The sequence below is a fragment of the Natrinema gelatinilyticum genome (assembly GCF_024266705.1).
GTDB classification, from domain to species: Archaea; Halobacteriota; Halobacteria; order Halobacteriales; family Natrialbaceae; genus Natrinema; species Natrinema gelatinilyticum.
In genome coordinates this window covers 2887769-2900275 of the sequence record NZ_CP100756.1, presented here as the reverse complement: position 1 = coordinate 2900275, position 12507 = coordinate 2887769, and the positions used below count along the sequence as shown (strand labels likewise).

At 60.5% G+C, this 12507-nt stretch carries 8 protein-coding genes, 1 tRNA gene and 2 pseudogenes; 10 read left to right on the top strand and 1 reads right to left on the bottom strand.

What is annotated here, in order from left to right; translation table 11 throughout:
• Positions 1 to 87 precede the first annotated feature (87 nt).
• The 6 genes from NJU76_RS14205 to NJU76_RS14180 all read left to right on the top strand — a co-directional run bounded on the left by NJU76_RS14205 (position 88) and on the right by NJU76_RS14180 (position 7621).
• A complete protein-coding gene (locus tag NJU76_RS14205; RefSeq protein ID WP_254529776.1) occupies positions 88 to 1086 on the top strand; it encodes an IS110 family RNA-guided transposase in 999 nt (332 codons plus the stop codon).
• Between the two features lie 325 nt (positions 1087 to 1411).
• Positions 1412 to 2581 carry an ISH3 family transposase gene (locus tag NJU76_RS14200; protein WP_254529775.1) on the top strand — a complete coding sequence of 390 codons (1170 nt, stop codon included), beginning with the start codon at positions 1412 to 1414 and terminating at the stop codon, positions 2579 to 2581.
• 422 nt (positions 2582 to 3003) lie between these two features.
• A complete protein-coding gene (locus tag NJU76_RS14195; RefSeq protein WP_254529773.1) occupies positions 3004 to 5100 on the top strand; it encodes an acetate--CoA ligase family protein in 2097 nt (698 codons plus the stop codon).
• Positions 5097 to 6305 carry a phosphotransacetylase family protein gene (locus NJU76_RS14190; RefSeq protein WP_254529771.1) on the top strand — a complete coding sequence of 403 codons (1209 nt, stop codon included), beginning with the start codon at positions 5097 to 5099 and terminating at the stop codon, positions 6303 to 6305. Before NJU76_RS14195 ends, NJU76_RS14190 begins: the two co-directional genes overlap by 4 nt.
• Positions 6306 to 6427: 122 nt before the next feature.
• Entirely contained in the window at positions 6428 to 7198 is a 771-nt protein-coding gene (locus tag NJU76_RS14185) for an enoyl-CoA hydratase/isomerase family protein (protein ID WP_254529769.1), read from the top strand.
• A gap of 129 nt (positions 7199 to 7327) precedes the next feature.
• Entirely contained in the window at positions 7328 to 7621 is a 294-nt protein-coding gene (locus NJU76_RS14180) for a PRC-barrel domain-containing protein (protein WP_254529767.1), read from the top strand.
• A gap of 75 nt (positions 7622 to 7696) precedes the next feature.
• On the opposite strand, the gene NJU76_RS14175 is transcribed toward NJU76_RS14180, so the two are convergent.
• Positions 7697 to 9160, bottom strand: a complete 1464-nt coding sequence (locus tag NJU76_RS14175) for a DHH family phosphoesterase (protein ID WP_254529766.1) — start codon at positions 9158 to 9160, stop codon at positions 7697 to 7699.
• Between the two features lie 164 nt (positions 9161 to 9324).
• Here NJU76_RS14175 and NJU76_RS14170 point away from each other — a divergent pair.
• From NJU76_RS14170 to NJU76_RS14155, 4 genes and pseudogenes are all read left to right on the top strand, one after another.
• Positions 9325 to 9398: transfer RNA gene (locus NJU76_RS14170), tRNA-Lys, on the top strand.
• Between the two features lie 297 nt (positions 9399 to 9695).
• Positions 9696 to 10700 (top strand): annotated as a pseudogene (locus tag NJU76_RS14165) (ISH3 family transposase); the annotation flags it as partial.
• A 200-nt stretch (positions 10701 to 10900) separates the two neighbouring features.
• Entirely contained in the window at positions 10901 to 11899 is a 999-nt protein-coding gene (locus NJU76_RS14160) for an IS110 family RNA-guided transposase (RefSeq protein WP_254529042.1), read from the top strand.
• 205 nt (positions 11900 to 12104) lie between these two features.
• A pseudogene (locus NJU76_RS14155) lies at positions 12105 to 12293 on the top strand (ISH3 family transposase); the annotation flags it as partial.
• Positions 12294 to 12507: the final 214 nt, after the last annotated feature.

Below are 12507 nucleotides of genomic sequence, written 5' to 3'. Positions count from 1 at the left end.
GCCCCTTGCAAGAATCCGAAGGATTGGGCGAAAAGCCCGCATAGGTGTCTATTCGGTTCGTTCACCCAACCCCAGAGACATCATATCATGTACATCGGAATGGATACGCATGACCGCTACTCGAAGGTAGCGGTCATGCGACAGGACGGCAGTCTCGTCGATGAATTCCGCCTCTCCCATGGCTCCGAGCGCGCCGAACTCGAAGAGTTCGCGCGCGAGTATGCCGGGTCGGCGGTTGCCATCGAAGCGACCGGGCACTACCGCCCAATCTACGAAACGCTTGACGAGCACATGGATGTTACCCTCGTCAATCCAAGCAAAACACGTGTCATCGCCGATGCAAAGGTCAAAACTGACCGTGTTGACGCCAAGATGCTCGCACATCTCCTTCGGGCGAATCTCGTCGCTGAAAGCTACGTTCCGCCGAAGGACGTGCGCGAACGACGTGATCTCGTTCGCGCACGCAAGGCACTCGTCGAAGGCCGAACACGGGAGAAAAACCGTGTTCGAGCGGTTCTCAAGCGAACTGGTAACCAATATAGCCGCGAACTGTTCGGCCCGACCGGGCGTGAGTTCCTCGCGGAACTCACGCTCTCTGAGGTCGATCGAGCGGTTCTTGAGGCACATCTCGCGGTGATTGATACGCTAAACGAACAGATCACGAAACTCGACAAGCGTATCGAAGACACCGCCGCTGCGCGTCGTGACGCGCAGCTGCTCATGACTATCCCTGGCGTGAGTTATTTCACGTCGCTGTTGATCACGTCCGAACTTGGCGAGATCGACCGGTTTAGCAGTGCAAAGAAAGTGATCAGCTACGCCGGGCTTGATCCATCTATTCGGCAATCTGGCGACAAAGAGGTGCGTGGTGGAATCTCGAAAGAGGGCTCAGCGCCGTTGCGCTGGGCCCTCGTTCAGTGTGCCAACGTGGCAGTACGGTTTGACGAGTATCTTGGAGAGTTCTACAACCGCCTGAAACAGCGGAAGAATCACAATATCGCAATCGTTGCAACAGCTCGGAAAATGCTTGTCGCAATGTTTCACATGCTCAGCCGTGAGGAAGTCTACGATCCGCCAACAGCATAGTCGCTGAGTGGCACCGCGATGGTGCCACTCAGCAGGGCATTCGCCCACTGTTAGCAACTGCTCTCGCTTTCAAGATAGCCTCTGCCTGAGGGCTGTTTCCACTCAATTGTAGCGACGTCGTGCGGTTCTACGTCACCAACACGCGCCGGACACCATCGACAACGAAACAGCTATGAGACGATCCGTGGTTTGGTCAATCACAGGATTCTCATAGGTGTTGTTGGGAAGAGTCGGTATCGGGGACTGTACTCCATGCGACTTGCTTTCGTCTATGAAGTATCAGTACTTCACAAAGCCGTTAATTGAGAAGTCCGCTTGCTGAGTTGTGTCCAAGCAAGCAAAGCAAGCGGACGGTTCAATCCACGAGGACCAGCTCCTTAACTTCCTCGTCAACTCCATTGACGAGGAAGTCGATCTTGACCTCGGCAAGAATGCTGAGGTCGACGCAGAAGACATCTACGAGGTCCTCGTCGGCGCGTGCGCCGACGGGACCTCGGTCTCCAAACTCTGTGAGAACAGCGCAGACTCGCCCCACGAAAACACGGTTCTGTACCACCTCCGCGAGAAATTCGAGCTCGAATCGGTTGAACGAGCCGGGAACGCGCTCCTTCAGAAGAACGTGCTTGAGGTCCTTCCTGAGCAGGTGGAGGTCGTCGCCGACCTCCACCTGCGGCCCTACTATGGTGATGAAAACAACACAGACGGTCTCTATCACTCGGAAGCGAAACGTGGAACCACCGCGTTCCATGCCTATGCCACTCTCTACGCGCGTGTACAGAACAAGCGCTATACGCTGGCGGTGCGCCGTCTCACCGACGGCGACACCGCCAGCAGCGTCCTTGCTGAGTTTCTCGGGATTCTCGACGGCCTTGACCTCAGCGTCAAGGCCGTCTATCTTGACCGTGAATTTTACGATAGCAAGTGTCTCACGCTGCTTCAGGCGCACAACCACGCCTACGTGATACCGATCATCCGTTGGGGACAGACGATCAAGCAGGAACTCTCGGAAGGTTGGAGCCGCGTCATCCAGCATGATCTGACGGCGAAACTCGACGGTCACAGCTGGACCGTCGATTTTCCCGTCTACATCGACTGTTCCTACCAAAACGGGCGGTACGACGAACATGGGGTGGCGCGTCACGGCTACGCCGCTGACGCGCCGTTTATCGACTCACCACGCGACGCCCGATACCACTACGCGAAACGCTTCGGTATCGAGGCGACGTACCGGCTCTCCGAGCAAAGCATTGCAACGACGACAACGCAAAATCCGGTGGTTCGGCTGTTGTACGTCGTGGTGAGTCTGTTGTTACAGAACGTTTGGCGGTACTTGCACTGGGAATATGTGGCGACGCCCCGCCGTGGCGGGCGTCGCCTCTGGTCCTGGTCTTTCAAGGAGTTCATTAAGATGGTGTGCCGGGCAGCATGGACGGCCCTCGCGATGCGTCGGGCCGTCCCTGCAAATCGGCCACCGGACGATCGGTTCCACCGCTAACGCTCGACCGAGCCAGCCTCTCTGCGAGTGGCAACGCCGTCGCGTCGGCGGCTGACCGCCGCCGACAGCGACGACTCTGTTCAATCTTCGGTCAGAACTATCGTCAGTCACTACCGATCAGGACAAAACTGCGGCTTCAGTCTGAGTGAGCAGGGACGCTTTGTGAGGTACTGAGTATGGTTTATTAAGCGTTTGTGAGTAGGGGTGTGTGACGATCGTGCGGGTACTGTATCCCCGCCCTCCTCGCTCCCGTCGGTCGCTCCTCGAAGACGGGGGCTTAGCACCCTCTCTTTCAGCTAACGGGCCACCAATGGAACACCAGAATCAGGGTGAATCGGGCGAGAAAAATACAACGGTGCGGATGAATAGCGAAATCGTATTACCAGCAACTGTTAACAGGCTCGTCGGCCAACTCTCAACCGATGGGACGGTTATCCGAACTCTTCGATCCCGAGACCGTCGCTGTGGTCGGCGCGACCGACCGCGAAGGCGCAGTCGGGCGGGCGATCCTCGAGAACCTGCGAGACCAGTTCGTGGGGAGGGTCGTACCCATAAATCCCACGCGCGAGGAAGTGCTCGGGCTCGAGTGTTATCCGGACGCGTCGAGCGCGCCGCCGATAGATCTAGCGGTAGTCGTGGTCCCGTCGGAGGTCGTGATCGAGTCGATCCGCGATCTCGCCGAGGCGGGCACCGAGAACGTCGTCGTCATCACGGCCGGCTTCGCCGAAACGGGCAGCAAGGGAGCCGAGCGCGAGCGCCGGCTCCGCAAGATCGCCGCCGAGAACGACCTCAACGTCGTTGGCCCGAACAGCCTGGGGATCATGGCCACGGCGACGGGCATGAACGCCACGTTCGGGCCGGAAAGCGCACTCGAAGGCCCGATTTCCTTCATGAGCCAGTCCGGGGCGTTCATCACCGCCGTCATCGACTGGGCCAACGACCAAGGCATCGGCTTTCGAGACGTCGTTTCGCTCGGCAACAAGGCAGTGCTGGACGAGACGGATTTCGTCCGCGAGTGGGGTGACGATCCACACACAGACGTCATCATCGGCTACCTCGAGGACGTCGACGACGGGCAGGAATTCGTCGATGCTGCGCGCGAGGTGACCGACGACACCCCGATCGTCGTCGTCAAGTCCGGCCGAACGGACGCCGGCGCACAGGCGGCGTCGTCTCACACTGGAGCGATCGCGGGAAGCGAACGGGCTTACGAGGCCGGTCTCGATCGGGCCGGAATCATCCGAGCGCACTCGGTCCAGGAACTGTTCGATTACGCGCGGGCGCTGTCGGGACTTCCCGAACCCGAGACGGACGGCGTCGCAGTCGTGACGAACGCGGGCGGCCCCGGCGTTCTCACCACCGACGCGGTTGGCGATTCGAGCCTCGAGATGGCCGACTTCACCGACGAGACGATCGCCGCGCTCGCCAAGGTGATGCCGGACGAGGCCAACGTCTACAACCCGATCGACGCGATCGGTGACGCCGACGTCGACCGCTTCGGCGAGGCCCTCGATATCGCGCTCGAAGACCCCACCGTCGGGAGCGCAGTCGTGGTCGCCGCGCCGACCGCGGTGCTGTCCTACGACGACCTCGCCGAGACGGTAATTTTGAAGCGAGAAGCGCACGATACGCCGGTCGTAACGTGCCTGATGGGCGGAAAACGGGCCAGAGACGCCGAAGCGACGCTACGCGAGTCGGGGATTCCGAACTACTTCGATCCGTCGCGGGCGGTGTCGGGACTCGACGCGCTCGCTCGCTTCAGCGAGATTCACGAGCGCACGGCCGACGTGCCCACCACGTTCGACGTCGATCGCGAGCGCGCACGAGCGATTCTGGAGCGTGCAACCCGCCGAGACGACAACCGACTCGGCGTCGAGTCGATGGACCTGCTCGAGGCCTACGGGATCCCCACACCGGCCGGCGAAATCGTCGACGATCCTGTCCGCGCCCAGGACGTCGCGGACTCGATCGACGGCGACGTCGTCCTGAAGATCGTCAGCCCGGACATCTCTCACAAGTCCGACATCGGCGGCGTCAAAGTCGGCGTCGCCACCGACGACGTGTACGATGCGTACGAGGACGTCGTCTCCCGCGCGCGTACCTACCAGCCCGACGCGAGTATTATCGGCGTCCAGGTCCAGGAGATGCTCGACCTCGAGGCCGCGACCGAGACCATCGTCGGGATGAACCGCGACCCGCAGTTCGGCCCGCTGTTGCTGTTCGGACTCGGCGGTATCTTCGTCGAGATCCTAGAGGACACGTCAGTCCGCGTCGCACCGATTGGCGAAGACGAGGCCCGCGAGATGGTCGACGAGATCAGAGCCGCACCGTTGTTGCGAGGGGCTCGAGGCCGCGAACCGGCTGACGTCGACGGCGTCGTCGAGACGATCCAGCGGCTCTCACAGCTGGTGTCGGACTTTCCGGCGATCCTCGAGCTCGACGTCAACCCGCTCGTCGCGGGTCCCGACGGCGTACAGGCGATCGATCTGCGACTCACCGTCGATACGGAGGAACTATGACCGAGACCGATCCAGAACCCGAATCCACGACCGCCGACAGCGAGAGCACCACCGCAGACATCGACAGTCAGACCGGCCCAGAAGATAGTGACACTGCCCGCACCACAGACACGGACGGCGATGCCGGTATATCCGATCCCGGTAGAGAAGTCGACACGCTGCTCGTGAGCTCACTCGAGGAAAGTATCGGCAAAACGGCCATCACGTTGGCGCTGGCCCGGCTCGCCACAGCCGATGGAGACAGCGTCGGCTACATGAAACCGAAGGGAACCCGACTCCAGAGCAACGTCGGGAAAACCCTGGACGAAGATCCGCTCCTCGCTCGCGAACTGCTCGAACTCGATGCAGACGTCCAGGACCTCGAGCCAGTGGTCTACTCGCCGACGTTCATCGAGCAGGTGATCCGCGGGCGCGAATCGCCCGTCGACCTCCGCGAGCGCGTCCGCGAGGCGTTCGAGACGCTCGCCGACGAACACGACCGAATGTTTGTCGAGGGCGGTGGCCGCTACGACATGGGTGGTATCGTCGGTCTCACGGACCCGGACATCGCGGACCTCCTCGACGCACGCGTTCTGCTGATCGCGTCCTACGAAAGGCCGGGAGACGTCGACGACGTCCTCGCAGCCGCGGAGTCGTTCGGCGACCGCCTCGGCGGAGTCGTGTTCAACCAGGTGCTCGACGACGCGTACGACAGGCTCGAGACGGACGTGATCCCGTTCCTCGAGGAACGCGGGATTCCGGTCACTGGCGTCCTTCCGAGCGAACGCGAGTTATCGGGCGTGACGGTTGCCGAACTGGCCGACGAACTCGGCGGGACGATGCTCGTCGAGGCCGGACAGGACGCCTACATCGAACGGTTCTCCGTCGGTGCGATGGGTGCGGATAGCGCCTTGCGGCGATTCCGGCGGACGAAAGACGCGGCCGTCATCACTGGCGGCGACCGCGCGGAAATCCACACTGCGGCGCTCGAGGCCCCCGGCGTTCGCTGTCTCATCTTGACCGGGGGCCATCGGCCCTCGGGTGCGATCCTGGGTCAGGCAAGCGAGAAGGGCGTCCCGATTATCTCGGTTCGAACGGACACGCTCGCGACCGTCGACCGCGCGGAGAAAGTCGTCCGCAGCGGCCGCGTTCGCGACGCTGATACGGTCGACCGGATGCAACAGCTGTTGTCCGACCACGCCGCCGTCGGCTCGATTCTGGGATAAGCCCGCGGCGGTCGGCGCAGTCTGGCCGTCGGAGCAACGGTCCCACTGCGACCCGGGAGAGCTGGATCGCAACCGGCCGGACGAGTACTGTTTTATCGCTGGCCGCAGTGGGTTCCGATCGAATGGCTAACGTTATCGTCTCACATGACTCTACGGACCGGTACGCGACCGTGACGATCGACCGACCGGACGCGGGGAACGCGATGTCGCCTGCAGTTATCGACGACCTCGGAGAGCAAATCGAAACGGTTGCAGCGGACGACTCCGTTCGATCGATCGTCGTCACGGGTTCCGGCCGAACGTTTTCGGCAGGTGCGGACGTCGACGCGTTCGCGGCCCGCGCCGACGACCCCGATGCTGTGATCGAGTATCTGGAGTCGTTCTCGGAACTGTACGCCATCATCGAGTCCGCGTCGATTCCGGTTATCGGCCGCGTGAACGGCCCTGCCTACGGTGGCGGATACGAACTCGCCATGGCCTGTGACGTTCGGATCGCCTCGACCGATGCAACGCTCTGTCCCGCCGAAATCAGAATGGGTCTCGTCCCGCCGTTCGAGCGTCTCGTTTTGGAACTCGGCGACGGGATTGCGAGGGAACTGTGCTATACCGGAGGCGTCCTCGAAGCCGAAGCAGTCGCGGAGACGGATCTTTTCAGTCGCGTCGTCGCTCCCGACCGACTCGATGCAGCAGTCCGGGACGTCGCCGGTCGAATCGCTGCTCGAAGTCCAAACGCAGTCGCACAAACGAAGCGAGCCATGGTCAGGCATCGGGCCGATGCGATCGCTCGAGCGTCGACGTATCGTCGCGCCTTAGACGAACAATGCGTGCGCCATCCGGATTTCGCCGAATCCGTCGCCGCGTTCCGCGAGGGGCGAGACCCGGTTTACGAGTGACTGTCACTGCGTCTCCGGGCTGCCGACCGGCTTGCAGCCGTGTCGTTCCCGACGGGGCGCTGTCACATTCGTCTCGGTGACTGTCACGTCTGACTAAGAATTAAGAGTCCACCACGCATGAAGCCAGTCATGGACGACATTTCCCAAGAGATAACGTCGCTCGTCGGCCGCGAGGTGTACTCGAACAACGGCGTCTTCGTGGGCGAAGTCGAGGATCTCCGCCTCAACATCGACGGCGAAGCTGTCACCGGCCTCGCCGTGGCGAATCTAAACAGCGAACTGTTCGCGGAGGAAGCCCGCAGGGGTCAGGGTATCATCGTTCCCTACCGCTGGATCCGATCCGTCGGCGACATCATTCTGATCAACGATGTGGTCGAGCGCGTTCGCGAACCCGACGACGAAGAAGACGAACTGGTGGTGTGAACTACCCGACTCGATCACTCCGTGAGGACGGGGGCGCTAAGCCCCCGTTCCCAGCGAAGACCGTCTGAGAGTCTTTCAGCTCCCGTTCGACCCTTCGCTCCCGCCTTCGACGCCCATCGCGTCGAACAGCGTTCGCTTGACGGCTTCTTCGGTCAACTCGAGCAACGTCTCCCGCGTGTCCTCCGAGATTTCGATTCCGGTGAAGATACCGAGTGGGATCTCCGCGCTCGCCTGCGTCGAGTGGCCGGCCGTCTCGCCGATCTCGCCGTAGGCGTCGTCGAGCACTTTGCCGATGTTGATGCGGATATCCTTCGAGCGACCGGTGAGAAAGATCGTCTCGTTGGCAATTCCGAAGACCGCGGTCGTCGTGACGCCCTCGAGATTCAGGAGGTGGCTTGCGGCCTGCGTGAGCGCCTCGCGGTCGCGGACGAACCCGGCGTTGGAGACGAGGTGACTGCCCTGAACGTCGCGATTCGTGATCGCTTCCGCGAGGACGTCCAACGTCTCGGGAGACATCGACGGCGACTCGACTTGCTCGAGCGTGTCGTGATTCGCGAACGGGTAGAGGTAGGCGGCGGCGGTGAGGTCGGCGGGGGTCGTGTCGCGTTTGAAATCCAGAGTCTCCGCTCGGATGCCGTAGAGCAGGGCCGTGGCGACCTTCTCGGAGACGTTCATATCGAACTCCTGGATGTACTTCGTCATGATCGTCGATGTCGAGGACATGTTCGGCCGAATATCGACGAACTCGGGTTCGAACCCCGTCTCCGTCTCCGATTCCGTTTCGAGGTGGTCGATGACGATGTCGACCGGGAGTTCCATCTCGCTCGAGGTCGCGTGATCGACCAGCGCGACGGTGTCGTAGATCGAGTGATCCTCGATTTCGTCCCACTGGACGAGGTCGATTCCGAGGAGATTGACGAACGCCCGGTTTTCCTGGTGGCCCACGTCGCCGAGATAGATGATGTCGGATTCGATTCCGAGGTGGATCGCGATCGCCTGGATTGCGGCCGCACTCGCGATCGAATCCGGATCCGGGCTATCTTGCGTGACGATCGCGAGCCGCGTCGACGTCTCCTCGACGATCTCGGCGAGTTTGCCCGCGTTGTACTCGAGTTCGCCCGACTCGAGCGCCCTGAGGGCCGATTCGGCGATGACGGAGGAGGGGTTGATGACGATATCGGCCCCGAGTTCGGAGAGTTCGTCGCCGGAGACGGGGTCGCTCGCGCGTGCGACGACGAACTGGTCGGTCGTACTCTCGCGGATGTGTTCGACGGCCCGTTTATTGGACTCGACGTCGGAGGCGAGGATGAGGACGACGTCGCGGTCGGTCACCAGTTCGGCGATGCCAGGTTCGCTAATGTCGGCCGTTCGGGCGTCCAGATCCTGATCTCGAAGTGATTCCACGCGGCTCTCGTCGCGGTCGATGATCAGGACGTCTTTCCCCTGCTCAACGAGCTCCTCCGCGACGGCGTATCCCACGCTCCCACAGCCCAAAATTGCGTAGTCAGAAATCGACGAGATCGTAACCCCCGTACTCATATGCCCAAGTGGTCGGACCGGTCGCACTTAACGGTCCCGAAGAGTAGCAAATACTGACGGCCGATACGAGCAGTTCACGGCCCGTAAACTCCGCACGTGGATCTCTGCCATGGGAGGCACCAAGGGAAACGTATTTTACCGACCGACTGAAAGTCGGGGGTGAAGGGCCGGTAGCTCAGTTAGGCAGAGCGTCTGACTCTTAATCAGACGGTCGCGTGTTCAAATCGCGCCCGGCCCGCTTCTGCTCCGGACACGTACGCGAGGAGCGAAGCGGCTACCGCGATTTGAACGCAGGGAACACGCAGCGCGAGCGGATCGGGCGACCGTGTGACCGAGTGTTCAAATCGCGCCCGGCCCGCTTTCCTGCCGGTACCTAGCTCACGGCTCGAGACGAAAAACCGTCGGAGGCCCGCGAGTGAAACCGGTTCGCAATCAGCCGCCGAAGTTGCAAATTTGGAGTTCCCCGCCACTCGACAACAGAGAATATTCTCAGTACTTCACAAAGCCGTTAATTGAGAAGTCCGCTTGCTGAGTTGTGTCCAAGCAAGCAAAGCAAGCGGACGGTTCAATCCACGAGGACCAGCTCCTTAACTTCCTCGTCAACTCCATTGACGAGGAAGTCGATCTTGACCTCGGCAAGAATGCTGAGGTCGACGCAGAAGACATCTACGAGGTCCTCGTCGGCGCGTGCGCCGACGGGACCTCGGCCTCCAAACTCTGTGAGAACAGCGCAGACTCGCCCCACGAAAACACGGTTCTGTACCACCTCCGCGAGAAATTCGAGCTCGAATCGGTTGAACGAGCCGGGAACGCGCTCCTTCAGAAGAACGTGCTTGAGGTCCTTCCTGAGCAGGTGGAGGTCGTCGCCGACCTCCACCTGCGGCCCTACTATGGTGATGAAAACAACACAGACGGTCTCTATCACTCGGAAGCGAAACGTGGAACCACCGCGTTCCATGCCTATGCCACTCTCTACGCGCGTGTACAGAACAAGCGCTATACGCTGGCGGTGCGCCGTCTCACCGACGGCGACACCGCCAGCAGCGTCCTTGCTGAGTTTCTCGGGATTCTCGACGGCCTTGACCTCAGCGTCAAGGCCGTCTATCTTGACCGTGAATTTTACGATAGCAAGTGTCTCACGCTGCTTCAGGCGCACAACCACGCCTACGTGATACCGATCATCCGTTGGGGACAGACGATCAAGCAGGAACTCTCGGAAGGTTGGAGCCGCGTCATCCAGCATGATCTGACGGCGAAACTCGACGGTCACAGCTGGACCGTCGATTTTCCCGTCTACATCGACTGTTCCTACCAAAACGGGCGGTACGACGAACATGGGGTGGCGCGTCACGGCTACGCCGCTGACGCGCCGTTTATCGACTCACCACGCGACGCCCGATACCACTACGCGAAACGCTTCGGTATCGAGGCGACGTACCGGCTCTCCGAGCAAAGCATTGCAACGACGACAACGCAAAATCCGGTGGTTCGGCTGTTGTACGTCGTGGTGAGTCTGCTGACTCGATGGAAATTCTGCTATCCCATAAGAGCGTGACACAAGTATGGGACGCAAGAGACCGAGCTGTATTCCGTGCCCGAGAGCACGTGCTGCTGACTGGTCCGAGTGCGTAGGAAGCCGAGTCATGGGCGTCACAGCCCGACTGCCGCTCCTGGCGGCAGTCGGGAAAGCCCGTATAGGTGAATCTCTGTTTCACGCACCGCCGTCCCGAGGTGAACCCAATGTTCATCGGAATCGACGTACACAAACGGTACTCACAAATCGCAGTATTGGACGAAAACGGTGAGATTGTCGAAGAGGTTCGCGTCGAAAACGCGAACCTCGACGACTTTGCCCAGCAGTACGCTGGGTCAAAAGCCGCGCTTGAAGCGACTAGCAATTACTACCACATCTATGATACTCTTTCAGAGTATCTGGATGTGATCGTTGCTAATCCAGGCAAACTAAAGTTAATCTCCGACTCGGACAAGAAAACTGATCGCGTCGACGCAAAACAACTCGCTCGGATGGTTAGGTTAGGCTCGATTCCTGAAAGCTATGTTCCTACCGACGAGGTTCGGCAAGCCCGCGCACTTGTGCGCGGGCGCCAGAAGCTTGTCGAGAACCGGACCGAGTACGCGAACAAGATCCATGGCTTGTTGAGTGACCACGGGATCGCTCAGGAGGTAAAACCGCTGAGTGTGGAGGGACGAGAGTTCCTCGCGGAACTCTCGCTCCCGGCACCATGGGATGCGTTGCTGGAATCGTATCTAGAGCTTATTCAGACACTCACTGAGCAGATTGAGTCGTTGGAAGCAGAGATCGAGGAGCGGGCTGGGTCTCTGAAGGAGACCCAGCTCCTGATGACGATTCCTGGTGTGAGTTACTTTACAGCGTTGACGATTTACGCGGAGTTGGGAGAGGTCGCCCGGTTTGACCGGGCCAAGGAGGTCGTAAGTTACGTCGGGTTGAACCCGATAATCCGCGAGTCTGGCGACTCGCGGTTTGAGGGAAGCATCTCGAAGCGAGGATCAGGACGAGTCCGGTGGCTGCTCGTCCAAGCGTCGTACACGGCAGTTCATACATGCGAAGACGAGTACCTCGGCCGGTTTTTCAACCGGTTAGCTCGAAAGAAGAACTCGAAAACAGCGATTGTAGCAACCGCCCGGAAACTGCTGGTTTCAATGTATCATATGCTGGACCGTGAGGAGGTGTACGATCCACCAGGGGTGAGTGCCTGAGCGCCGCCGGGGCGGCGCTCATTGGCCGGTCGGTGGCAGCGTGAGTGATAACTCTCGCAACCAAGAAGTCTCCCGCCTGATGGCTGTTACAGTAGCCATCGGTTCGCCGGTTGTCGATTCTATGCTCGAAGACTGCAGCAAGTCCTGATCGCCCGAAGAATTATCTTAGCAAACGTGGCTTGTTTAATCAGCAGAATTTCCATAGGTGTTACAGAACGTTTGGCGGTACTTGCACTGGGAATATGTGGCGACGCCCCGCCGTGGCGGGCGTCGCCTCTGGTCCTGGTCTTTCAAGGAGTTCATTAAGATGGTGTGCCGGGCAGCATGGACGGCCCTCGCGATGCGTCGGGCCGTCCCTGCAAATCGGCCACCGGACGATCGGTTCCACCGCTAACGCTCGACCGAGCCAGCCTCTCTGCGAGTGGCAACGCCGTCGCGTCGGCGGCTGACCGCCGCCGACAGCGACGACTCTGTTCAATCTTCGGTCAGAACTATCGTCAGTCACTACCGATCAGGACAAAACTGCGGCTTCAGTCTGAGTGAGCAGGGACGCTTTGTGAGGTACTGATTCTGTGGCCGAACCACCGAGAAACGGTGTTCGCGGTGTG